The following is a 24,195-nucleotide window of genomic DNA, read 5'->3' as shown; positions in this document are numbered from 1 at the left end:
CAAGCTGACGCTACTGCAATCCGACGATAGCGTCGGCTAGTGCGTCTTGATAGCGGTAGCGCAACCGGCTGACCGTTCGCCGTCGGGCAATTCCTGCGTCGAGCCCTATTGCCTCATTCACCGCTGCCATTGCGGCAGCATCATCGGCATACTCCCGGTCGTCCAAACCCATTTGGTTCAGCACAAAGGCCATGCCCAGCGCGTTAGGGTTCAATGGTGTCGCCGGGGTGACATCGAAGGTGCGGTCATCGCCGAACTTGAGCCATACGCGGTCGCCTTCCTGGGAATCTAGGTCCAGCAGGAAACGGCGAATTGTCGAAGTACTCACCTGCTGATTTCGGTTGAAGCGTACTTCTTGGTCGCCCAGCCGACTGGTCAGCGTAACCGCACCCATGAACGGCACTGCGTACATGCCAGCAATAGCCCGCGGCACTGGGAATCCACTGCCGCGCAAATGATCCCGGTTTACTTCCACCAGCAGATGCCACTGCTCATCCCGGAGGTACACCGCTTTTGCTTCTTCGATCGGGTCACTGATGATGACGTCCCCAGATCCCCGCGTCACCATGCCGGATTCAACCACGAACTCGCCGGAGCTGGCATAAGCGCGCATGGAGTTCTCTGCCACTTCCAGCCGAGAACACTGCGCCAGCAGCTGCGCCAATGGCACTTCACCGGCGTCATCGACCTGCTTGCCAATCCAGTCAGCGATGGTGACGAACTCTTCCAGTCCCCAGTCCGCGAGCGCCCACTTCTTCGCCGTCACCTTGTGCATCCGCACATCTTGCGCAAGAGCATTGCCGAGCGAGCGTGTCTGATCCGTGCCGGTCAGGGCAGCCAACTCATCGACTGGCAGGGGCTGCCCGTGCATTGACAGGACGGCCGCCGCGCGGTCGTTATGCGAATTCGCCATCGTCAAAATCTGCTCATCAATAATGAGGTAGCGGTAGCCTTGCCCAGTTTCGATGCGCTGCTTCAAATCTCCGACGGAAATTCCCAGCTCACCTGCGACCGCCGCAGCTTCCACCACGCCATACGGGTCCGCTAGTTCTTGGCAAACAGTCTTAATCCGCTGGTCCAAGTCGGGTTCGATAACCCATTCATCAGACAGCTCCCATTTCGTCGACAAGCTCGAAAGCAACTGCCCAACCGTAATGCCGACCCCAACTACTTCTCGGCTCAACTGCGGAAAATCCCGGCGAACCTGCATAATTGCGGTCATTGGGCAGCAGCGCTCTGCCAGCGCAGCCTCCACCGTCGTCTGCAGCGGGACCTGCTCAGCGATGGTCTCACGCATCTGCTTTTCCAGCTGCCGCACCCGCTCCCGGGTGACATTCAAAGACTGACCGAGCTCATCCAACGTTTTGCCCTGCACCAAGCGGCCGACAAAAATATCGCCGTAGCGTGCGTCGCCCGCGGCAAACATGGCATCAAGCTGGTCACCGAGCTGGGCAAGCAGCTGATTGCCCGCATCCGTCGGAAGCGCTGAATCCCGCAACGATTGCTCCCCCTGCGCAAGGAGCTCCGCCGCGGCGCGGGCAGCTTCTTCTGCGGCGCGGGCAGTGTCCTCTGCGGATACTTGTTCTTGCGCACCGGCTTGGTTCTCCTGCGCCGCTTCCGCATCCGGCGCAACCTGCTGTTCCTGCGCGTCCAAGGCCATCAGCACCACACCAACCACTAGGTCATGCAGCCGCTTATGACCCACCCCGTTGATATCCTGCAGGTCGTGCACCGTCGCCATCAGCGGGTGTTCGAAACGGCCCAGTAGCCGGCTATAAATGAGCGCCGACCCACCAATGAGCTCCGGCTTTTGCGTTGCAGTCAATGTCGGCGACAATTCAGCTAGCATCTTGCCGGCGAACTGGCTGATCCACGCCGCAGCCACTGCTTCAGCCGTCCCCGGCGCGGCATCGACGTGCGCGAGCCACGGGAAGCGGGTCGCGAAGTTCTCCCCGACCGCCGACTGGTCCCCACCGTCGTAATAGATGCTGTCATCAAAACCGTCGACTTCTGCGAAGCTGCCGAATCGTGCGCTTGCCAACCCCTCTGTGTCCGCCTGGTCGACTGCTGCGCCCAGCAGCCGGGCAAACGTCACCTCATTAATCACCGGGATGTTGTACTGCCGCGCCAACTTCGCTTTGCCGCTTTGAGTGTCCGGGTTCGCGGCAACCAGCAGCACACAGCGCTTCGACACACCACCAACGGACATCCCCGCCGCACAAATGCGCGCTTCCCACTGGTCACGCGGCAATTCCATCTGCCCCGTCAGCGCAATCCGGTCACCTGGCCGCAACTGAAACTCTTGCGGCGCCGTGCCGCTGACCGGCGCGGCCAGCAACGCCGCCACGGTGCCCGCGTCCACACATAGCCGCTGCGCTGCGGCCTCCAACACAGCCTTCTCTTCCGCCGTGACGACACCATCGAGCCAGGCTTCGACCGCCAACTGCCGAATGAACTCGTCGTGAATGTCGGCAACGTCCTGCTCCCCCAACTCCAACTCTTCCGCCTGCTGCTGCAGATGCGCGAGCTCGGTGTCCGTAATCTCCCGGTCAGCCAGCGCGGCCTGCAGTGCCGCCCGGTACTTATTGAGCGCACCATCACCGGTGGTGCCGAGTTTCCGCGCAATCTTGCCCACCCAGTTCGTCGCCACGGACACATCCCCACGCACTACTGGCTGCCAATCCATCGCCGCTGCTTGCGCAGTATCCAGCTGAAAAGCACCCCGGTTCACCGGCAGCGTGTCAATTTTCGGCAGCAGGTAGCGCAATAGCTCGGCGGTAGCTTCAGCGTCAGTAATTGCCCGGTGCGGTTGCTTATTGACGATCCCCGCGACCGCAAGCGCCAGCTTCAGCGATTTCGGGCGCCCCGGAAGCAGCTTCGGAGCCAGCATTGCCGTGTCAAGTGTCCAGCCGCCATATTCCGGAAAACTCAGGCCGACTCGTTGGAACTCATTATTAAGGAAACGGTATTCAAAGGATGCACCATGGGCGACCATTGTCCGACCGTTGAGCACTTCCGCTAGGTCTTTGGCGACACTTGCGAAAGTTGGGGCGTGCACCAAGTCGGTGGCGGTGATGCCATGGATGAAGGTGTTCGGAATATCGCGGTGCGGCTGAATGAGCGTTTCCCAGCGGCCCTCTTCGTTGCCGTCCTGGTCCAGCAGCACCACACCGATTTCGATGATGCGGTCGGTATAACCAAACCCGGTTGTTTCCAGATCGATGACCGCAAAAGAATTCGCCTGCATGGGTGGGCCGCCTTCCAGTAGTTCGCTCTTTGAAGAATAAGTCAGCTCCTGGCGCGCTGGCTCGGTAACGAGTTTGGGTACCCCTCCCGCTAATCTCCCAATCCGCAGGTCGCGCTCCCTGCAGCTTCATCTCGATTAGATTTCATAGGTGATGTTATTCACCACAGCTGCTGCTGAAAAGGTACGGTTAGCTGCATGGAGTACATTTCGACACGCGATCCGCAGGCTACGCCCGCAAAGTTTTCGGACATCCTGCTCGGAGGGCTTGCGCCCGACGGCGGCCTTTACTTGCCGAAGGAATACCCACAGGTAGATGACGCCACGCTGACTCGTTGGCGCAATGTACTTAAAGACGAGGGTTACGCCGCACTGGCCGCCGAAGTTATTTCCCTCTTCGTCGACGACATTCCCTCCGACGACCTCAAAGCCATCTGTGCTCGTGCATACACCACTCCGAAGTTCTCGGACGAAGACATTGTGCCGGTCACCGTGCTGGATAACGGCATGTACATCGGTCACCTGTCAATGGGACCGACTGCCGCATTCAAAGACATGGCGATGCAACTGCTCGGCGAACTCTTCGAATACGAGCTCGCCCGCCGCGGTGAAACCCTCAACATCCTCGGCGCAACTTCCGGCGACACTGGCTCTTCCGCCGAGTACGCGATGCGTGGCCGGAAGGGTATTTCGGTGTTCATGCTCACCCCAGCAGGCCGCATGACCCCATTCCAGCAGGCCCAGATGTACAGCCTGGATGACCCAAACATCCACAACATTGCACTGGACGGGGTTTTCGACGACTGCCAGGACATCGTCAAGGACGTATCCAACGACCTAGAGTTCAAGAATAAGTGGCGTATTGGCACCGTGAACTCGATTAACTGGGCCCGACTCATGGCGCAGGTCGTGTACTACGTCAACTGCTGGATTCATGTCACCGATGACAACTCCAAGCGTGTGAGTTTCTCGGTACCAACCGGCAACTTTGGTGACATTTGTGCCGGCCACATTGCCCGTCAGATGGGTGTGCCGATTGACCGTCTGATTGTGGCCACCAACGAAAACGACGTGTTGGATGAGTTCTTCCGCACCGGCACCTACCGCGTGCGCACCGCCGACGAAACCTTGGCAACCTCTTCCCCATCGATGGATATTTCCCGCGCTTCCAACTTTGAGCGCTTCATCTTTGACCTGCTTGGCCGCGACGCAGAGAAGACCGCGGACCTGTTCGGTAACCGCGTTAAAACTGGTGGGTTCAGCCTGACCAACAACGCCGTGTTCCACGACGTTGCCGTCAAGTACGGTTTCCTCTCCGGCAGCTCCACCCACCAGGACCGCCTAGACACCATCGCGGATTGCTGGAAGCGCCTAGGTGTCGTGGTCGATCCGCACACTGCTGACGGCATTAAGGCCGCCCGCGATAACCGCGAACTGGTCGGCACCCCAATTGTCTGCTTGGAAACAGCGCTGCCGGTGAAGTTCGGCGAAACCATCCAGGAAGCCATTGGCCGTGACCCAGAGGTTCCGGAGCGTTTCGAAGGCATCCTCGATGGCCCACGCCACGTCACTGACATGCCGAATGACACCGACGCCGTCAAGCAGTTCATCTCCGAAACCCTGAGCTAAGGAGCTTTTTATGGCATTGCCGCCACCTTCATCCGATGTCCGCGCCGTTGTGACCGGAGCATCTAGCGGTATCGGAAAAGCTATCGCACGACAGCTTGCGCGGGAGGGGCACAGCCAGATTATTGTGGCCCGTTCCGTCAATAAGCTCAATGAACTGAAAGCGGAGCTGGAAGCTGCAAACCCAACGGTGACCATCGACGTGCGTCCGTGCGACTTGGCTGATGCCACCGCCCGCCAGGAGCTTATTGACGAATTGGAACGCACCGACGTATCCATTTTGATCAACTCGGCGGGCATCGCAACGTTCGGCAAGTTCCAAGACCAGGACCCAGCTGGCGAACGGATGCAGTTTGAGCTCAATGCCACTGCGCTCTATGAACTGACCGCGGTGGTGCTACCGGGGATGTTGGCGCGTAAGTCGGGCGCTATCTGCAACGTTGGCTCCGCGGCCGGAAACACCGCTATTCCAGGCAATGCCACCTATGTCGGCACCAAGGCGTTTGTGAACACCTTCACCGAAGCGCTGCATTATGACCTGAAGGGCACCGGGGTGCACTGCACCTTGTTGGCGCCGGGACCAGTGCGTCCAGATGCCCGCGATGATGGCGCAAATGAAGTCGATGAAGCCGTGCCGGACTTCTTGTGGACCAGCACGGATGAATGTGCGCGCGACACATTAAACGCCCTAGCGAAGAACAGGCTGCGGGTGGTGCCTGGGATTTTGTCGAAGGGCATGAACCTGGCATCGACCTATGTGCCACGGCGGGTGGCGGCGCCGATTATTGGCAAATTCTATGAGGGGATGGCGTAAAACCGGTGGTGGAGAACCCAACTACACCGAATCAGAAAGCTCGGCAGGACCGCATCGTCTGGATTGACTGCGAGATGACTGGGCTGGATCCGCAGCAGCATGTGCTGGTGGAAATCGCTGCACATGTCACCGATGCGGAACTGAATATCCTCGGAGAGGGCATTGACATTGTCATTTCCGCGACGGAGGAAGAGCTGTCCCGCATGGATGATGTGGTGACGAAAATGCACCGGAAGTCGGGGCTGGACACTGAAATCCGCGCGTCGAAAGTCAGCGTGGCCGAGGCGGAACAGCAGGTGCTGGCTTACATTAAACAGTGGGTGGAAGTGCCACGGTTGGCGCCACTAGCAGGCAACTCCATTGCCTCCGACCGCGCGTTCATTGCCAAGTACATGCCGGAACTCGATAACTGGCTGCACTACCGCATGATTGATGTCTCCTCCATTAAGGAGCTGGCGCGCCGCTGGTACCCACGTGTGTACTTCGGGCAGCCACCAAAAGGCATGTCGCACCGTGCGCTCGCTGACATTGTCGAATCGATTCGGGAACTGGACTACTACCGCCGCAGTGCCTTCGTGCCAGCAGATGGTCCCACGGCTGAACTAGTGGATGCCGCGGCCGAAGAAGCTGCCGACCGCTTCCCAATTCCAGGCGCGTAACCTGCGGATATCCCTTCGGGGGCAGGCGTTTTGGTTACTCACAGTGTTGTGGGTTAACATGTATCTCGCTACCCAGACGGGTAGTGATGGTGACTGTAGTTCAGTTGGTAGAGCACCAGGTTGTGATCCTGGGTGTCGCGGGTTCGAGCCCCGTCAGTCACCCCTAATCCGCCCTTGGCTTCCGTGTGAGGCCAAGGGCGTTTTTTATTCTGGGGCCGAGTACCGATTTCCTTGGCTCACAAGGCCGCCATCAGCAGGCGGCCGTTCCATCGCCACTGCGAACCCCGGTTGCATCAACCCCATACGGCAAGCTCCGGGGGGCAGGTTGCTAGCCGATTGACTCGGAGTGAGCCTGCCGTCGCGCATCGATGCGTCGGTAAAGCAATGCCAGCAGGCCGCCGGAAATGTTATGCCACACACTGAATACGGCCGCTGGCAGAGCAGATAGTGGGGAGAAGTAGGTGGTTGCCAATGTTGCGGCAAGTCCGGAGTTCTGCATGCCGACCTCGACGGAAGTAGTGCGCGCTGCACTTTCGTCGAGCTTCAAGAACTTAGCGGAGAAGTAACCGAGGACATAGCCAAGCGCGTTGTGCACCACAACGATGGCGAACACTAGCAGGCCAGCGTGTGCCAGCGAGTCTGCAGACTTCGACACGACAGCCGCCACCACGTAGGCAATGCCGAGGACGGAAATCCATGGCAGCGCCGGCAGAATCTTGTCCACATTCTTGCGCAGCAGCATTCGTACCGCCAGCCCCAGGACGACCGGGACAAGCACCATTTTCACGATAGAGATTGACATGGCCGAAGCAGAAACAGGAAGGTACTGCCCCGCCAGCCACAGCGTCAACAGTGGAGTAAAAATGGGCGCAAGCAACGTGGAGATTGTGGTCATGGTAACCGACAGCGCAACATCGCCTTTGGCCAGATAGGAGATCACATTGGAGCTTGTACCGCCTGGCGCAGAACCGACGAGCACCACACCGACTGCGAGTTCTGGTGATAGACGGAAGATTTTCACCAACAGGATGGCCAGACCAGGCATGATGACAAACTGTGCAATCACGCCGATGAGCACCGGTAGCGGGCGCTTTGCGACATAGCCGAAGTCCGGCAATGTCAGCGTGAGCCCCATGCCGAACATGATGATGCCCAGCGCGATAGTTACCTGCCCTGAGTAAGGCTTGATGGTTTCGGGCAGCCAGAAACCCAGTGCGAACGCAACGAGGATGATAAACGGGAACACCGTAACCGCGAGTTTCGCGGAGGAGTCTTCCTTGCTCACGGCAGTGTTTGATGAAGTAGACATGAATTCTCGGTTCTCAGTGAAGTTTTTACGCAAGAATTCTATCTAATCCGAGCACGGGCATTCCGACACGCTTGTTCTGCGTGCGCGATGGCTTCCAGCTAGTGCTCAACCCTAGGGGCGCTGGCCCACCCGAAGACTAGGTGCTGCTAATTAGTCCTGTGGTCGACGTTGAATCATTACGACAGCGTCGACCACTTTTTCATTCGCGGTCTCTTTAATAACTCGTCGTTGCGCGACCTTCACGTCAAACTGCGCGCCGAGGTCCTTCCCCACTGCAGTAAAGACGGATGCCACCTCATCGGCGTCGTAAAGCACTGCCGGGTCCTTCGGACCGTGGCCGGTATTGTCCGGATGGTGTGCGATGAGCACCAAGTGACCACCCGGCGCGAGGGATACCGCAATTTTTCGCCACAGTGCGGCGCGCACTTCGGGCGCGAAATGCATGAACGAGCTGAGCACCAATTCAAAGGACTCCGGCTCTGGGGTCCAACCGTCCAGGTCCGACTGAATCAAGGTGGCCTCGAGCCCCTTGGCATCGAGCGCCTGCTTGGTGTGCTGGATACCTACTTCCGAAAAGTCGAGACCGGTGGTTTCCCAACCCTGAGCAGACAGCCACACGACGTGACGGCCGCGACCGCACCCAAGGTCAATCGCACGTCCAGGCGCTAGCGGTTCAATGAGCTTTTCGACGATTGGATTCGGTCCACCGGCGAACACCCCGCCCTCGATTTCGTCCTTGTTAAATCTTTCGTTCCAAAATTCTGCTGTTGACATGACAACCAGTATAACCGGTCATACCTACCGGGGTATTTGCCTACTCCTGTAAACGCATTTCAATAGTCACGTTATTGACAATTGTTTTCAATTTTAGCAATGTTATCGAAGTGATATCCTCCCCTAGAATCAAGCATGCAGTCCTTATTGGTGGGCTCTTTCTCGTGATTCTTCCTCTGACTGTGCTGAGCGCAATCTCTATTGGCCCAGCCGGTGGCGGTTTTTGGACTTCCGAAACCTCAGCCACTCTGGTGTGGAATATTCGCTTACCTCGAGTACTGCTGGCAGGCCTCGTCGGTGCGTCGCTAGCGGTAGCCGGTGCTGTCATGCAAGCAGTCTTTCGCAACCCCCTGGCTGAACCGGGAATCACAGGTGTCTCCTCTGGCGCCGCAGTGGTAGCTGTGCTGCTTATCATCACAGGTGTGGCGGGGACAGCACCCTGGATCCTGCCACTCGGCGCTTTTCTCGGCGCACTGATCGCAGTGACTTTTGTGCAAAGTGTTGCTGGTGTTCGGGGCGGCAGCAGCGCCACACTCCTACTCGTCGGCATTGCACTGAACGCATTCCTCGGCGCCGTAATCTCGGCAGCAATCGCGAACGCACCGCACAGTGAAGATGCCCAGCAGGCAATGTTCTGGCTCAATGGTGATCTCACCGCAGCCAACTGGGATGATGTCTCACTCGCTGTTACGCCAATTCTCATCGGCACAATCGGAATGCTGGTACTCATTCCAGAACTCAACCTGTTCCTACTTGGAGATGAACACGCCTCCACCACCGGCGTAAGAGCAACCTGGATGCGCCAGGTTCTGCTTGCCCTCGCAGCGCTCGTCACGGCCGCAGGTGTGGCTGTCACCGGCGTGATCTCCTTTGTCGGGCTGGTGGTACCCCATCTCATCCGACTAGTCATCGGCCCTAACCACCGCATCTTGCTTCCAGTTTCGATGGGCTTTGGCGCAGTGTTTTTAATCCTCGCAGACGTCGTCGCCAGGAATCTTTTTAGCCCAGTTGTTCTACAAACTGGCACCGTGACAGCTTTCTTGGGAGCTCCAGTATTGCTCGCACTCATCTTGCGTCAAGGAGTTAACCGGAATGCCTAACTCTCCACGTGTCGGCGAACCATTGTCCGATACTTTCCCGGCCGACCACTCGTCGGGCGGCCACTCGCAAGGCGACCACCCACCGCTGTTGGAAGCACACGGACTCACCTTCCGATACCGCAGTAGCACCGTCCTCGATGGTGTCGATTTTGCAACTCGCGCCGGCGAAGTCCACGGCATCATTGGGCCTAACGGCACCGGCAAATCGACGTTGCTCAAGACCCTAGCCGGGTTAGTTCGACCGCACAGCGGCACCATTTCGCTACTGGGATCTGACTTGCATAGTCTCTCCGCCAAGCAGCGCGCCCGCGGCCTCGCGTTTCTCCCCCAGCACACCTACGTCGACGCAGCCCTCGACGTACGCACGGTCGTCGCTCTCGGCCGCTATGCACACCAGTCACGCCTTGATCGTTTTCGTGCTGGCTCAACTAAGCAGGACTCGTCAGCAGTCGATGCTGCACTCGAGCGCGTCGGTATCGCACACCTAGCGCAGCGTGCCATCGTCTCACTTTCCGGTGGCCAAAAGCAGTTGGTGTTCGTCGCCAAGCAGTTGGCGCAACAATCTCGTGTGCTGCTTCTCGACGAACCGGTATCAGCACTCGACCTCGGTTACCAGCTAGAGGTTTTACAGCTGCTCCGAGAACTAGCCCTCGAAGGTCACGGTATTGCGGTAGTTCTGCATGACCTGAACCTAGCTGCGCGATTCTGTGACCGACTGACGGTTCTACACCACGGGGTCGTGAGGCAGACAGGACCGCCCGAGGACGTACTCACCGAACAAGTAGTGAACGAGCTCTATGGCATTACCAGTTCGGTTGACATCGATCCGGCGACCACCTCGCTTCGAGTGACAGCACTGACTCGCCAACCGCTGACAGGTCGACAGGATTGCCACCCCAATTCACTCACGGACCCATCCTCATAAAGACAAGAAGGAAGACATTGAAGAACATTCGCATTGCCTCGGCACGCAAGAATGCTGCCAAACTGATTGCAGTAACTGGTCTCGCTGCCCTTTCACTCGCAACGGTGTCAGCTTGCGGCTCCACCGAAACGACAAATAGTGGCACCAACGGCAGTGCCGAATCCAGCCCTGCCGAGCAGGCACAGTGGCCGCGTTCGGTGAAGGTTGGCAAGCACGAGGTCAAAGTTTCCGCAGAACCACAGCGTGTAGTTGCGCTGTCGACGGAAACGGCAGACCTCGCTCTGCAGTTGGTCGGCCCGGAGCGCGTTGTGGCAGTACCAAAGACCGCTCTGGACGACAAGGCAGGTAATCAGGTGGAGCTGGCCAAGAAGGTAGAAAACTCCATCGCTAACGCCACCAAGCCAGAACCAGAGCAGATTTTGTCCTTCAACCCTGACTTGGTTCTCATCACTGGCCGTCACGACAAGGAGCAATCCGCAGCAAAGCTCATGGAAGGTACCGGAGTGCCGACCGCTCAGTTCGCCAGTGCTGATTTCGCATCCCCCAAGGCAGTAGCTGAATCCATCACCACCCTCGGCGCTTTGCTCGGTGCGGAGGATAAGGCTGCGGAGCTTGTCGAGAAGCTCAATGCCGATACCGAGCAGGCACTGGCAGCTGCCAAGGATGCAAAGGACAAGCCACGCACGCTCACACTTTTTGCTCGCGGTGGCAAGAAGATGATTATGGGCGTGAATTCTGCGACGACGAACCTGGTCGAACTCGCAGGCGGTGAGGCCCTTTCACCTAAGGGAGGTCGCCCGGGCGCAGTGCCAGCGGATCCGGAGACGATTGTGAAGCTCAACCCAGATGTCATTCTCATTCAAGGATTCCACGGTGCCGGTAAGGAACAGTTCGCGGATTTGCTTTCAAATCCAGCGCTGGCGGATGTCCCGGCCATCAAGGACGACCGTGTGAGCGTTGTAAATGCGAAGACCACATCTGGAACCTCTGGCACCAAGATTGGGGAGGGCCTCCAGGAAGTCGCCGAGGCGCTACACCAGAAGAAATAACGCATCCGTTCCCCGGAAAGAAGCTCTGACTACACCATGTGGATTCACGAGGCATTAACCTCCCCACCTCGAGGTTCCCGCCTCGGCTTGTTTCTGGGGTGGGCACGCTCAGCGTTGCTCACAATCAGCGCGGTCTTTATTGGCGCAGCCGTTGACAGTTTGCTTTTCGACGGCAACACCGGTGCTACCAGCGCACTAATTGGTGCTGGAGTTTCCGCTCTCACAGCGGCGCTGTGCGGTGGTTTCGCCGAAGCACAGCCTGGATACCTTGCTGGCAGAGAAGAAAAACTATGGCGGCGTGCCGTCCTATCCGCAGCGATTGCGGGAGAGGTAAAGGCAACGCCTCCGGGCCCGCGAAGTGGTCATCCGGGGCAAAGCCCGACCCCACAGGAGTCCACATCACAGGAGACAAAGGAAGGCATACTTATTGACGCTGCGACCAGCTGCGTCGCGCAAACGGCGGGATACCGCGCTACCTTTCTCACTCCGACACTTGGTTCTTTCACCTCTCCGTTAATCATTCTGCTGCTGTGGGCTTTGCTTATCGACGCCGTCAGCGCTGGTTTGCTCGCACTGTTTATTGTGGCAGTACCGCTCGTCATTTACTGGGCAGGTAAGTTACTTCGGCGTTCAAACGCGGAATACCGCCGTAAGGAAGCCCATGCCACCCACAGATATCTGGAGATGCTCGAAGGGCTTGGCACTTTAAAGGTACTTGGAGCTATGGGCAAAGCTCGCGATTCTTTTGCCGCTAGTGCGCGCACTGCAATGCGGGAGTTAACCCGATTGCTGGCACAGAACCAGCTCATGATTGTGGTCAATGACGCGGTCTTCAGCATTCTCATGTCTGGCACTGCTATCGCACTTGTTCTCTATCGGCTGCACGACGGCGCGATTTCCCCAGGTGATGCACTCGCCGGTGTATTTGTATCCGTGCTGTTGTACGAACCAATTGACCGCGTTGGCCGCACGTTCTACATCGGACTTGGAGGACGCGCCCACCGGGATAGTCTCGTCGCTATGGTCGGAGAGCCCGACTATCGCACGGCCGACACATGTACCAGCTGCAGAGCACTGCAGTCCGCGCAGGACAGTACAGCTTCGGCACCCCTGTCTGTCAGCCTCCGCAATATCAACGTCCACATAGCAGGCAACCACATCCTGCGCGATATCACTCTAGATGTTGCCCCAGGCAAACACGTCGCTATCGTCGGCCCATCCGGTTCCGGAAAATCAACCCTGCTGCGCGTTCTGTCCGGACTCCAAGAATGCGACGGTCAAGTACTTTTCAATGACCAACTCACGGATTGTGCGTCGCGCCGCGGGAAGGTTTTCCTCGCGAACCAAGTACCTGGAATATTCAGCACAACTGTCGCCGACAACCTCCGCGTGGCCAACCCCACAGCCTCGGACAAGGAACTCCAAGAAGCTCTCCGCAGCGCGCACCTGTGGGATGAGATTGCGGATCGCCCCGGAGCGCTGGAAAGTTCTGTCGGAGATCGGGGCAGTCAGCTTTCGGGTGGACAGCGCCGCCGCCTCGCGATAGCACGAGCGTTCCTGCGACCTAGCCAGCTTGTGCTTCTCGACGAACCTACGGCTGACTTGGACCGCACAACCGAACGACTCATCCACCGTAGTTTGGCCGAGCTCACCCACGGTCGAACAACTATTACAGTCGCCCACCGGCTCGACGCAGTCACCGACGCTGACATGGTCATCGTGCTTGCCGACGGCCACGTCGTCGCCAGTGGCACTCCGGAAGAGTTGAAAAGCTCCGATGGTTACTTCTTAAATGCGCTGCGCGCGGAGTCGAATTCTCTGACTGGAAGGGGCCAGACCGATGAGTGAGATTCGCTGGTTACTACTTTTTGCACGGCAGGCTTCGCTTCCACTGCTCGGTTCAATCCTCGCGCGCATACTTGGACATACGCTAGGTGCTATTGCTCTGGCAGTGCCAGCATGGGCAGTCGGGACGTTAGCCGTCGACGCCTTAGAGTCGCAGACATCACCGCCCAATATAGATGTACCTACTTCAAGTGCGGCTAGTACAGATAGCAGCTTTGTATGGTGGGTCGTGGCACTGGTCATCCTGGCAGCCTTGGCCAAAGCAGTCCTCAGATACGTCGAGCAGTTCCTCGGCCACCTAGCCGCTTTCCGTCTGATGGGGGAAATGCGCGTATGGACTATTGATCGGCTCATCCCCCAGGCACCAGCCGTCACCGATGGCCTCGGCGCGGCACGTATTCATACCATTGCGGTGCGGGACGTCGACCGGGTCGAAGTCTTCTTCGCCCACACTATTGCGCCGGCGATCACTGCGGTACTAATTCCGCTCGTCAGTGTCATCACCGTCTTCATGACTGCTGGTTTCCTGCCCGCCCTCGCACTGACTGCTGTCTATGCGGTGGGATTCGCCGTGGCTCTGGCAGGGGCCAAGAAGAGCCGTCTGGCAGCTAAAGAGTCAACAGCTACGCGGGCCGATCTCGCTCAATTCATTGCAGACAGCATTCGTCTTAGAGAGGATCTTCTCGTCTACGATTCTGTTCCGCACCGGCTTGACCGTGCCGCCGAAATTGATAGCGAGCTTGGCGCGAAACTCGCTGCCTCTGGCGCGACAGCGGGAGTGAGATATGGCGTCAATACGCTGCGGGTATGGGGTGGCACAGTTCTGATGCTGGCGGCAGGCATTCCGACACTGACTTCTAATATGAGTGCGCTACCTGGAATTCTGCTTGCAGCCTCTCTCGTCGCGGGCACAGCCAATTCAATGAACTCTATAGAGCGACTCGCGGGTTCGCTACCCGCCGGTCTCGAAGCTGTACGGCGGATCCGTGAGCTAGGCAATGCCGACCCCAGTGTTACTGAACCCAAGAAGCCACAGCAGGTGCCGTCGCATAGCGATGTTTCTGTGCGACTGAACAACGTCGGCTACCGCTACCCCGGTGCGGATGCGCCAGTTCTCGACAAGGTCTGCATTGACATTCCCACGGGCCACTTCGTGGGCATTGCAGGCCCAACCGGGTCAGGTAAATCCACTATTGCTCGACTCGTGCAGAGGCACTTCGATGCAACATCGGGCACTGTGAGCATTCACGGTGTCAACGTGGCCGACCTCGGGTCGGAATACGTGCATCGATTTGTCGCGGTGGCAGACCAAGACCCGTTCATCGTCGAAGGAACCATTGCAGAAAACCTCCGCCTGGGAGCACCGACAGCGACGGAAGATACGCTGCTCTGGGCACTGGGCATCGCTGAGCTGGATCGCAATCAATTCTCGCTGGACAAACGCATTAGCCGTCGCGGCGACAATTTAAGTGGTGGACAGAAGCAACGCCTAGCCTTGGCTAGAACGTTGGTGCGCGCCACCGCCAGCTCAGATAGTGTCGATCTGAACAACGCCAACTTGAGTAATGCCATCCTCGTTCTCGATGAGGCAACCAGCCATCAGGATCCGCTGACGCAGCAACGCATCATCGCACAAGTGCGTGGTCTCGGTGCCACTGTTGTTCTCATCGCGCATAGGCTGACAACGCTCCAACACGCGGACCAGATTTATGTTCTTGAGGCAGGTCGGGTTGTAGAACAAGGGACTTTCAACTCGCTCGCGCACTCTAATGGATTGTTCGCCGCGATGTTGGCAGCAGCGGACTCTTCTGGGCCACCCCGGCATTGACTTAGAATGACGAACATCTGCTTCCGTATCCACGGATTGTCGCTCATGCCTACAGTGGATGGTGAGCGGTGCTGAAGGTTCAGCCGCGGATAGGAGCATAATGCGCCCGTATATGGACAAGTTGATGCCGGATGCGTGGCGGGGCGCCACCAAATTTTCAACGGTTGTTCGCGATGCCGCGGACGCTGCCGGTATCAGCGCGGAGGAAAGCGAACTGATTAAGGTTCGTGCATCGCAGTTAAACGGCTGCGCTTTTTGTCTAGACCTCCACGCTCGGCAGGCTCGCCAAGCCGGCGTGATGCAGCAGAAGTTGGATTTACTGCCGCTGTGGCGGCATTCCCAGCTATTTAGTGACCGCGAACAGGCGGTGTTGGCCATTGCGGAAGCAGCCACGTCCCTACCGCTCACCGACGATTCCAGGATTGAGCTTTTTGACGCACAGGAGCTGCTTGGCGACGAGCAGTTTGTGGCAGCGGAATGGATTGCTGCGGCGATCAACATGTTCAATCGGATCTCGATTCTGAGCGGCCATCAGGTTCGTCCCCGTGACGTAGCCGGAAAGGTGATTCGATAATGTCCGACATGAACGATCAATTTGTTGTCCGACTTTCCCCTCAACAAAACGCCTATTTATTGCTCGACACTGAGCTGCCAGAAGGCGACCAAGTGATCGGCAAGGAGGAGTACGTCGATGTCCCTGCGGAGGAGGGCCCCGGCGACCGAGTACTGTTCCACACCGAAGTTTCTGAAGATTACGGCGGAAAGGGATTAGCTTCCCAGCTGGTCCAGTTCGCTGTAGAAGATGCAATCGCGCAGGGCTTTTCGGTTGTCCCGGTGTGCTCTTATGTGAAGAAGTGGTTGGACAAACACAACGACTACGAAACAAAGGTGGTATCTGCCCAGGAAAAGCACCTGAGCGCTGTTCCTCGTAACCACTAACACCACTGGGCGTTGTCACGCCCCGGAATTTCGCCGCGCAGTTCTCACTGTTGCGGCGCTAAATTTTGGCTATTCGAAAACACTGGCTTTCAATAGGACTAAAGTGCTAGCATAAGTAGCACAATGAGTTTTTAGATCTCATCCGTCGACACTAAGGAGCGCCGGACTATGAACTCCACCATCCCCCACGACCTCATCCCATGGATTGTGGCGGCAGGCACGCTACAGCTGATCTTGATGACTGTAGCTATTGTTGTCCTGTTTCGCACACCAAAGCAGGACCTGCGGGAACTCACTCAAATACGATGGCTTATTGTCATCGTTCTGGCGAATTTTGCCGGACCTCTTGCCTTCCTCATTGTTGGCCGAGAACGCCGTCGTGCACCGCTCGTTGCAGCCAAGCGCTCCGCGCTTGCTTTGGAGCCAGTTGACGTTCTCTTCCCTCGCCAGAATCGCTCTTTAACTACCAACAGTGCCATCGATTTTTCCGCGGTGACGAAGAGATTTGGCGCCCATCCGGTCTTGGATGACTTGAACCTGACTGTGCCACCCGGAACCATATTCGGACTTCTGGGACAAAACGGCGCTGGTAAAACCACTGCGCTGCGCATCCTCATGGGCTTTGCCCAACCATCGTCTGGCCACGTCAGCATTTTTGGCATTCCATCGACCGCAGTCCAGGCACGTCATGACGTCGGATATCTACCGGACGTACCCGTGTTCGACCCTTGGTTAACTCCAGAGCAATACTTGCGCCAAACAGCCAAGCTCACGGGTGTGCCCACCGAAGAAGTCACCCCGCGGGTGGCCGCGGCGCTTGAATTAGCCAACCTCAGCAATGTCAACCGCAGCATCGGTGGGCTATCTCGAGGTATGCGCCAGCGGCTTGGCATTGTCAACGCTCTCGTCCACGGTCCGCGGGTGGTGGTTTTGGATGAACCTACCTCGGCACTGGACCCCATCGCACGCGTCGAAGTCCTCCATCTGATTCAAGCCATTCGTCGCAGCACGACAGTATTCTTCTCGACACACTCCATGGCTGATGTGGGAAGAGTGTGCGACCATGTCGCATTCCTTGGTTCCGGAAGGATTATTGCTTCGGGGAGCGTGGATAACATTGTGCAAACGTTTACCGACTCCAATGCCATTCGAGCCAGCTTTCACATACCCAAAAATGACTTTCAGCAGGTCGAGCTCCGCCACAGCCTGGAAGCTCTGGGTGGCTCAGACATTGAGTTCCAACCTGCTGGCGACTTGGAAGAAGCTTTTGCTCAGGCACTTGGAGGCTCCAAATGACTTATCTACTCATGCGCCGACAATTCCATGCACTAACCGGCTCGTGGACCTTGTGGGTTCTGGTTATCGCCAGCGCAATATTTGCACTACTAGCCCCCATTTCCGCCTACTATCTTCCGGAAATCCTGGCCCAAGCGGTCGGATCCGACGGGCTGATTAACACCGATGCACTCCCAGAACCAACGTCGATGGACGCTTGGATGCAATGGGCATCAAACCTCAATCAACTCCTTGCCGTCCTGGTAGCTGTGGTTGCAGCCGGCAGTTTAGGCTCTGACCTCACCCGTGGCACCGCCTTGGCTGTGCTCAGCCATGAAGTGCCACGTTCGAAACTGGCGATTGCGGCAGTAGGCTCGGTTAGCGCCATTGTTTTCGCTGTCATTTCCGCAGCAACTGCAATAGTGCTTGGCGTTACCAGCATATTTTTTAACGTTGGCTGGGCGGACCTCAAGCATCCCATTCTCCTGACCATTTTCTGGTTGCTGTTTGCCTGCTCGATCATTGTTGTTGCAGTTGGGACGGCTGCGTTAGGCGCAGCAACTCTCGGTTCTGCCGCAGCGGGAGTGGCGTACATCGTCGTATGCGCCGCCCTTCAGCTCATACCGTCAGCAGCAAAATGGAGTCCCGCCGGGCTCACTTCGTTTGCCCAAACCCCAGATGCAGGTATCCCATGGACATCTATTGCCATCACAGGCGTACTGATGTGCGTCTTCCTAGCCGTGTGCCTGAAACGATTCCAAGTTCGAGATCTCAACTAGAAGGATCGGACTAGCCCGTGCTTTTCACCATTAATCCCATCTCCCCGACGCCGATCTATTCGCAGCTGGAGTCTGAACTCAAACGGCAGATTAATGACGGCCACATCAAAGTTGGTGAGCGCCTACCCGCTGCGCATGAACTGGCGGACTCCCTTGATCTCAATCGCAACACTGTCCTCAAGGTCTACCGGCAGCTCCGCGATGACGGCTTGGTCGAACTCCGACGTGGTCGCGGCGCCACAGTCATCGCCAGCCCGGACTCCCCACCGGAAGTCGAGCAAGCCATGGATCTTCTCACCGCCCTAGCGCAGCGACATCGCATCAGCTTGGCCACCGTCGAGCAAGGGCTCCGACAACGCGGACTGCGTTAGCCGCCCAATTGCACAGTACTCCAGCCCAACATCCAGCACTCCAGCCCAACTGCACACCGAAAGTTACTCCCATGAACACCCCAATGACTCGAAGCCGCTACCTCGCCTTCACCCTCACTCCGCCGATCCTCGCCGCCATCGCCGCGCTCGTCTGGGCCCTATCCGTGAAAAGCCAGCTCCCAGACCCGATTGCCACACACTTCACTGGCATACCAATGCGCGCCGACGGCTACGATTCCTTCGCGGCCATCTACATGCTGCCAGCAATCGCAGTCGCCATGTGCGGCATCCAGCTCTTCGCTGTCTTCGGTAATGCTTCTGGCGGACAAGCGCGCTTCCTCACTGGTTTCGGCGCTACCTCGTCCTTCCTCATGACCGCCCTCATCCCCGGCACGCTCTGGCCACAAGTCGGCCTGGAATCGGCCGAAGGAATAGTTATTCCGGGCAGTGTCGCTGCGGCACTCTTCGGTTTGCCACTCTTGGGCGGTATCGCTTTAGCGCTCATCACTCCCCCGCCGTCAACAAGCAAGGACAGCGAAACCCCTGACACCAGTACGTTGAACTTGGCGCCTGGCACCAATGCGGTGTGGTTTGGACAAGCTCGAGCGTCAAAAAAGCTAGCGGTGTTTATGTGGCTCATTGCGCTGTTAACGCCAGCATTCGTAGTGCCAATCATTTTTGCGGCTTACGACTCGTTGATAATTCAAATTCTGATGTCGGTCATTGTCTTGGTGCCGATTGTGGTCGTTCCGATGTTCCTCGGCGTGAAAGTGCGGGTTGACGCACAGGGCGTGCACTGGCAGAGCACTTTGGGCATCCCACGGGGCAGCATTGCGTACGCCGACATCAAAACAGTGGAAGCCACCACGATTGAGCCGGGCAGCTGGGGCGGCTGGGGTTGGCGCATTGGAGCTCAGGGCCAAGCGATGCTCGTGCGTGGCGGCGAAGGGCTACACATTGCCCGCACTAATGGCCGGAATTTCTACATCACGGTCGATGACGCAAAAACAGGTGCCCGCGCAATTCGCGAGCACCTGCAGAAGTAAATCTTAAACCTGGTCGGCGTTGCCGGCCTTCCAGGTTTCCCATGGAATATTCCAGTCGCCCAGGCCGTCATAGCCGGAGAGGGTTTCGCCTTCGGTGTTCTTCACCTCAACGATGTCGCCGCGCTTCATATTGTCGTAGACCCACTTAGCGTTGTCATAGGACAGGTTCAGGCAACCATGCGAGGTGTTCTGGCTCCCCTGCGCCCACACTGACCACGGCGCGGCGTGGAAGTAAATGCCGGAGTAGCTCATCTGTACGGCATAGTCGACGGTGGTTTTGTAACCACCCTGATCGTAGGCCAAGCCGTAGGTCGTCGAGTCCATCACCAGCGTTTCATGCTTGTCGCCAACCATGTACACACCATTTGGAGTTGGCCACTGCGAGGTACCCATCGACGTTGGCATGGAGCGAATCAGCTCACCATTCTTGTACACTGACACCGTCTTAGTGGCGTCGTCGGACACGGCCTTCACTTCGTCGCCGATGGTGAACTTCGTGGCGGCATCTTCCATGCCGTACATGCCACCGCCGAGGTCAGCGCCGTAAATGTTGGCCTTGACTTCTACTTCAGTACCCGGCTTCCAGTATTCCGCTGGCCGCCAGCGCACCTCTTGGCTATTGACCCAGAAAAATGCTCCTTCCACCTCTGGGCTGGTTTTCACTTCAATTGCATCTTGGGCCGCATTGCGGTCCGAAACTGGGGAGCTAAACCGCACCGCGATGGTCTGCCCCACACCGACAACGGAGCCCTCCATCGGCGCGACATAGGCGCTGGCCTGGTAGTTCGGGATGACGGTGGTGAAGCTACGTTCGGTGGTGTCGCCGCCTGACTTCACTTCCAGGGTGTAGGTTTTGCCGTAGCCAAGGACTTCATTGGTGGTCCAGGTGGTGCGGTCATCGTTAAACTTGCTGTCGACCTCGATGCCTTCGGCGTTGGTCAGCGTTGCCGATTCGATGGTGTTGCCGGGCGCTGCTTCGAAGGTGATGGGCTTGGCTGGGTCAACATCAGTGGCATTATCCGCTACGGACACCACTGGGTTGAGCTTTTCGACGGTGGAGGTCGGGTCTCCAGAACCGCCCTGTTGGTCACCGGAGCCGTTGCCGTTGTCAATGGTGCACGCGGACATTGCCGTCATTGCCACCACTACGAGCGCTGCTGCCCCCGCACGAGCCGCCTTGCGGCGAGCCACACCACTAAACATTCTTCCGTACCTCACCGACACAGTTCTTAAGTTGTTTCAACTTCACTCTTATACTGGCTAAATCGTGGTCGGGTGTCGTTCTATAACATCCCCCATTGATTGCATAGACCAATGTAATCCACTTGACATACTTTGCCCCACCGAAAAGCCCCGTTTTATGGTCACAATCCGGTATACCCGCTACCTTGCGCCACTCCTCGCCGTTTTAAATACCAAAACAGAGCTTATTGACGGACATTTTCCCATCCTGAGCAGGCGATTTGTGTGAAGATGAACAGGCGGTTAAAGTATCCATCGTTGCCAACGAGGAAACAGCACAAGCTGCTTCTGAACATGCAACACGCGCCATTAGCTCAGCTGGTAGAGCAACTGACTCTTAATCAGTGGGTCCGGGGTTCGAAACCCTGATGGCGCACCCACTACCCCTGGTAGTGATGAGAAATCATCACCGCCAGGGGTTTTTAATGCAACCGGCGGATTCTAGTGGTCGGCGAAATACTGCCTCAGTTTTCAGCACCTGACTCTAGCAACCGAACCATCCGATCCGCCGGGGTATCAAAGCCAAGCGTCTTACGCGGCCGACGATTCAATTCCAACGCCACATACTCCAAGTCCTCCTTGGAATACACCGACAAATCCGTCCCCTTCGGAAAATACTGCCGCAACAGACCATTAGTGTTTTCATTCGTCCCACGCTGCCACGGCGACGCAGGATCACAGAAATACACAGGGCAATCCGTCGCCACCGAAAACGACAAGTGCCCAGCCATTTCACTACCCTGATCCCAAGTTAGCGACCCCCGCAGATGCTGCGGCAGTTCCCCAATCGTCTCCACCAGCCGGTCCCGGACCTGCGCCGCACCATGCCCATCAGGCAGATGCAACAACATCACATACCGCGTCTGACGTTCCACCAACGTCCCAATCGCGGACTTGTTGCCTTTGTCTAAAATAAGGTCGCCTTCCCAATGCCCCGGCACAGCCCGGTCTTCCACAGCAGCCGGCCGTTGGGAAATCATCACCATCGGGTCAACAAACCGCGGCCTATTAGCCCGAGTGCCCTGTGTGCGGCGCACCGCACGACCTTGCCGCAGTGCCCCAGCGATCCCCTTCTTCAGCTCGCCTTTAGCCTGGAAGAACAGTGTTTGGTAAATCGTCTCAGCACACACCCACATAGTCTGATCCTCGGGATAGTCTTTCCGCAACCGACCCGCAATCTGCTCCGGCGACAACCGCTGCCGCAACATATCCCACACCACTTGCCGTAACTGCCGGTTGGCATCGACTTTGCGGACCTTCGGCCGAAATCGCCGCAACACCGACTTCCGATGCGCACCGGTGGCCGTATACAACCCGAAGTCATCACTATTGCGCCGCAATTCTTTACTGATCGTGCCGGGGGACCGATTCACATGCCGCGCAATCCGCCGCACACCCCAGCCTTTGTTCCGCAAGTCAAAGATCTGCTCACGCTCTTCAATACTCAAGTACCGCAAACTAATGCGACGGTCGATGCGTTCTTGTTCGATGACCTGAACCGGCACAGATACCCGACCATCGACGTATTCCAGCAACTGCATGAGTCTTTTATAAAGGAAAGTATCCGGCCCATCAGGGACAAATGGAATTCTCCCGACACCTGGAGACTTGATCAATCCTTTATCAATATCCAAACAGGTCCGCTCACTAATACCGGTTGCCGCAGCAGCATCCCGGCGCCCCAGCGCCCCGACACGAAGCTGCAAGTACGCGCACTGCAACGTGGTGGCTTTCGCACGACGCCCATGAGGATTGCGGTGCCATAGCCCCAACTCAATCCCAATGCGGTACACCTGCGAGGAGCCAACCCCAGTCTGCCGGACAATATCCATCGGGGCCATACCTGTCCGCCACCGTGCAGCAATGTCCTGTTCTTGCGTTTTCGTCAGCCGGACATACGACCGGGTTGACACACCACGCTCGCGTACACACCGCCAAGCGGTGTACTCCGACAATCCCAGCGCCCTCGCCGCGCAGCGCACCGAGCTACCCGCAGCCACCAAGGCACACAGCTCATCGACAACGTGCTGGCCAGGATCCCACTTAGACATCGCAAACACCAACCACTTTCCATGTCAGGTGTTTCGACGACCACTAGAATCCGCTCCGTCAAAAAGCGGTTAACAGGTGAGGACGGGACTTCACCAGCAAGTTTGCCTGCTATTGGTTCTTAAAGAGAGCCCTGAGGCCTTTTCCTTGAAGGGTCGGATCTGACTTCATGCGTTTCCGAAGACCCAAGGCATAGCCAGTACACCCAGCTGCAAACACCACAACGCCAATCACGAATAGTGACATTGGTTTCTCCTTTCTTAGCAGTGGGTAGATACCCATACCCAGAATGCGCCTTCGCCTAGAGCAGCCAATAGTGCAATGGCGGGATTAACTGCTGCCAATGCGAGCACTTGCCCCCAGGCAAAAGCATGCCCAGTGCCAACTAAGCCGACAACGTAGGGGCAAACCTGCGCCTTCGAAATACGTGATTGCATGGAAACCTGCAGATTGGCAATTTGCTCTGGGGTGCCATCGCTAAGGCGATCCTGAAGTACTCGAGCACCGTCCACTGCGGTGATCGTCTTCGTGGAACCATCCGGATATGTACCAGTTATCTCTCCAGAGTCGTTATCAATGGTTGCGACAATGTCACCATAACCATCAACAGACAAAGTTTGCGTAGTGAGACCATGAAGCTCGCCGCCTAAGAAAGCTGGTGTCTCTGACAGGTTGTCACTAACGGGTTGCGTACCTGCGAGCGTTTGTTGCGGCGAGGATTCGGCAGCCATAGCCTGAGCTGGAACTGTATACATTGATACAGCAATTGATATGGCTGCCACAGCTTTTAGCATTTTCGCATATGATTCCCCTACCTGAAAGCGAATACATCCGAGGAAACGCCTTCCGTCCCCTCGTCAACTAGACTATCAGGCTGGCCGACTCCCAAGTCGTCAAAAGGCAGAAAACCCGGCCGAAGCCGGGTCAATCCTGCAGTACTGGAACCAAAATTAGTCGCGCGCCGACTGCAGCAGTTCCTTAATGCGGTCCAACTCGCGGTCCTTCTTCTTGTTGTTGGAGACCGCCAAGGCGATACCACCAGCAACCACAGCTGCGATGCCGCCGATAACTGCCAGCACCTTTGGGCTGCGCAGGGAATCAGTTACCTGAGTCTTGGCGTCGTTCATCAGCGCCTGTGGGCGAGTGCGACCAGCAAGCTCGTCAAGGGTGCTGGCCAGCTGGGTACGGGTGCGCTCAATATCGCGCTGGATGGCATCAATGCTGCGAGTCACGAAGGTCTCCCTTTGGGTACTTATCTTTTGGTCACATACTACGCTACCCGTCCCACGCTAGCCGCCAATCCGTCGGTAGGCTGACGAAC

21 protein-coding genes and 2 tRNA genes are annotated in these 24,195 nt (G+C 57.4%); 16 read left to right on the top strand and 7 right to left on the bottom strand.

The window, feature by feature from the left end; translation table 11 throughout:
• Window positions 1-10: 10 nt before the first annotated feature.
• Entirely contained in the window at window positions 11-3,247 is a 3,237-nt protein-coding gene (locus A3EC_RS0106775; protein WP_018024425.1) for an exonuclease domain-containing protein, read from the bottom strand.
• A gap of 195 nt (window positions 3,248-3,442) precedes the next feature.
• On the opposite strand from A3EC_RS0106775, the gene thrC reads away from it, so the two are divergent.
• From thrC to A3EC_RS0106755, 4 genes are all read left to right on the top strand, one after another.
• The gene (gene thrC / locus A3EC_RS0106770; RefSeq protein ID WP_018024424.1) at window positions 3,443-4,873 is read left to right on the top strand and encodes a threonine synthase; all 1,431 of its coding nucleotides are present in this window, start codon (window positions 3,443-3,445) and stop codon (window positions 4,871-4,873) included.
• 10 nt (window positions 4,874-4,883) lie between these two features.
• Window positions 4,884-5,684 (top strand): mycolate reductase, encoded by an 801-nt coding sequence (gene cmrA / locus A3EC_RS0106765; RefSeq protein WP_018024423.1) that lies wholly within the window; start codon window positions 4,884-4,886, stop codon window positions 5,682-5,684.
• 74 nt (window positions 5,685-5,758) lie between these two features.
• Window positions 5,759-6,343, top strand: coding sequence for an oligoribonuclease (orn, locus tag A3EC_RS0106760; protein ID WP_156812898.1), 585 nt, complete (start codon window positions 5,759-5,761; stop codon window positions 6,341-6,343).
• A gap of 89 nt (window positions 6,344-6,432) precedes the next feature.
• Window positions 6,433-6,505 (top strand) — tRNA-His (locus A3EC_RS0106755).
• A 166-nt stretch (window positions 6,506-6,671) separates the two neighbouring features.
• Here A3EC_RS0106755 and A3EC_RS0106750 read toward each other — a convergent pair.
• Together A3EC_RS0106750 and A3EC_RS0106745 are read right to left on the bottom strand one after the other, a co-directional pair.
• The gene (locus A3EC_RS0106750) at window positions 6,672-7,652 is read right to left on the bottom strand and encodes a bile acid:sodium symporter family protein (protein WP_026162270.1); all 981 of its coding nucleotides are present in this window, start codon (window positions 7,650-7,652) and stop codon (window positions 6,672-6,674) included.
• A gap of 150 nt (window positions 7,653-7,802) precedes the next feature.
• On the bottom strand, window positions 7,803-8,426 hold the full coding sequence (locus A3EC_RS0106745; protein ID WP_018024420.1) for a class I SAM-dependent methyltransferase: 624 nt from the start codon (window positions 8,424-8,426) through the stop codon (window positions 7,803-7,805).
• Between the two features lie 164 nt (window positions 8,427-8,590).
• Here A3EC_RS0106745 and A3EC_RS0106740 point away from each other — a divergent pair, with 164 nt between their 5' ends.
• The 11 genes from A3EC_RS0106740 to A3EC_RS0106690 all read left to right on the top strand — a co-directional run bounded on the left by A3EC_RS0106740 (window position 8,591) and on the right by A3EC_RS0106690 (window position 19,583).
• Window positions 8,591-9,526, top strand: coding sequence for a FecCD family ABC transporter permease (locus tag A3EC_RS0106740; protein ID WP_018024419.1), 936 nt, complete (start codon window positions 8,591-8,593; stop codon window positions 9,524-9,526).
• Entirely contained in the window at window positions 9,519-10,451 is a 933-nt protein-coding gene (locus tag A3EC_RS11665) for an ABC transporter ATP-binding protein (RefSeq protein ID WP_018024418.1), read from the top strand. Before A3EC_RS0106740 ends, A3EC_RS11665 begins: the two co-directional genes overlap by 8 nt.
• Window positions 10,452-10,468: 17 nt before the next feature.
• Window positions 10,469-11,500: an ABC transporter substrate-binding protein gene (locus A3EC_RS0106730; protein ID WP_018024417.1), complete on the top strand. Its 1,032-nt coding sequence runs from the start codon at window positions 10,469-10,471 to the stop codon at window positions 11,498-11,500.
• A gap of 114 nt (window positions 11,501-11,614) precedes the next feature.
• Entirely contained in the window at window positions 11,615-13,348 is a 1,734-nt protein-coding gene (locus A3EC_RS11660) for an ATP-binding cassette domain-containing protein (RefSeq protein WP_245532958.1), read from the top strand.
• Window positions 13,341-15,173 carry an ATP-binding cassette domain-containing protein gene (locus A3EC_RS0106720; RefSeq protein ID WP_018024415.1) on the top strand — a complete coding sequence of 611 codons (1,833 nt, stop codon included), beginning with the start codon at window positions 13,341-13,343 and terminating at the stop codon, window positions 15,171-15,173. Before A3EC_RS11660 ends, A3EC_RS0106720 begins: the two co-directional genes overlap by 8 nt.
• A 100-nt stretch (window positions 15,174-15,273) precedes the next feature.
• A complete protein-coding gene (locus A3EC_RS0106715) occupies window positions 15,274-15,747 on the top strand; it encodes a carboxymuconolactone decarboxylase family protein (protein WP_026162268.1) in 474 nt (157 codons plus the stop codon).
• Window positions 15,747-16,112: a GNAT family N-acetyltransferase gene (locus tag A3EC_RS0106710; RefSeq protein WP_018024413.1), complete on the top strand. Its 366-nt coding sequence runs from the start codon at window positions 15,747-15,749 to the stop codon at window positions 16,110-16,112. Before A3EC_RS0106715 ends, A3EC_RS0106710 begins: the two co-directional genes overlap by 1 nt.
• Window positions 16,113-16,280: 168 nt before the next feature.
• Window positions 16,281-17,408, top strand: coding sequence for an ATP-binding cassette domain-containing protein (locus A3EC_RS12470; RefSeq protein ID WP_018024412.1), 1,128 nt, complete (start codon window positions 16,281-16,283; stop codon window positions 17,406-17,408).
• A complete protein-coding gene (locus A3EC_RS0106700; protein ID WP_018024411.1) occupies window positions 17,405-18,166 on the top strand; it encodes a hypothetical protein in 762 nt (253 codons plus the stop codon). The genes A3EC_RS12470 and A3EC_RS0106700 overlap by 4 nt, the downstream gene beginning before the upstream one ends.
• A 17-nt stretch (window positions 18,167-18,183) precedes the next feature.
• Window positions 18,184-18,537 carry a GntR family transcriptional regulator gene (locus A3EC_RS0106695; RefSeq protein ID WP_018024410.1) on the top strand — a complete coding sequence of 118 codons (354 nt, stop codon included), beginning with the start codon at window positions 18,184-18,186 and terminating at the stop codon, window positions 18,535-18,537.
• Between the two features lie 71 nt (window positions 18,538-18,608).
• Window positions 18,609-19,583, top strand: a complete 975-nt coding sequence (locus A3EC_RS0106690) for an SdpI family protein (protein ID WP_018024409.1) — start codon at window positions 18,609-18,611, stop codon at window positions 19,581-19,583.
• Window positions 19,584-19,586: 3 nt separating this feature from the next.
• Here the strand turns inward: A3EC_RS0106690 and A3EC_RS0106685 are convergent, their stop codons facing one another.
• Window positions 19,587-20,786 carry a L,D-transpeptidase gene (locus tag A3EC_RS0106685; RefSeq protein ID WP_018024408.1) on the bottom strand — a complete coding sequence of 400 codons (1,200 nt, stop codon included), beginning with the start codon at window positions 20,784-20,786 and terminating at the stop codon, window positions 19,587-19,589.
• Window positions 20,787-21,128: 342 nt separating this feature from the next.
• Between A3EC_RS0106685 and A3EC_RS0106680 the strand changes: the two genes are divergently transcribed.
• Window positions 21,129-21,201 (top strand) — tRNA-Lys (locus A3EC_RS0106680).
• Between the two features lie 88 nt (window positions 21,202-21,289).
• Here A3EC_RS0106680 and A3EC_RS12940 read toward each other — a convergent pair.
• The 3 genes from A3EC_RS12940 to A3EC_RS0106665 all read right to left on the bottom strand — a co-directional run bounded on the left by A3EC_RS12940 (window position 21,290) and on the right by A3EC_RS0106665 (window position 24,106).
• On the bottom strand, window positions 21,290-22,510 hold the full coding sequence (locus A3EC_RS12940) for an IS30 family transposase (protein ID WP_245532968.1): 1,221 nt from the start codon (window positions 22,508-22,510) through the stop codon (window positions 21,290-21,292).
• 624 nt (window positions 22,511-23,134) lie between these two features.
• Window positions 23,135-23,605 carry a hypothetical protein gene (locus tag A3EC_RS0106670; RefSeq protein ID WP_156812878.1) on the bottom strand — a complete coding sequence of 157 codons (471 nt, stop codon included), beginning with the start codon at window positions 23,603-23,605 and terminating at the stop codon, window positions 23,135-23,137.
• Window positions 23,606-23,824: 219 nt separating this feature from the next.
• Window positions 23,825-24,106, bottom strand: a complete 282-nt coding sequence (locus A3EC_RS0106665) for a DUF3618 domain-containing protein (RefSeq protein WP_018024405.1) — start codon at window positions 24,104-24,106, stop codon at window positions 23,825-23,827.
• Window positions 24,107-24,195 lie beyond the last annotated feature (89 nt).

Source organism: Corynebacterium ulceribovis DSM 45146, assembly GCF_000372445.1.
In the GTDB taxonomy this organism is placed as follows: domain Bacteria; phylum Actinomycetota; class Actinomycetes; order Mycobacteriales; family Mycobacteriaceae; genus Corynebacterium; species Corynebacterium ulceribovis.
Note: the sequence above shows the minus strand (reverse complement) of the source record. Positions and strands in the feature narration are given on the sequence as shown.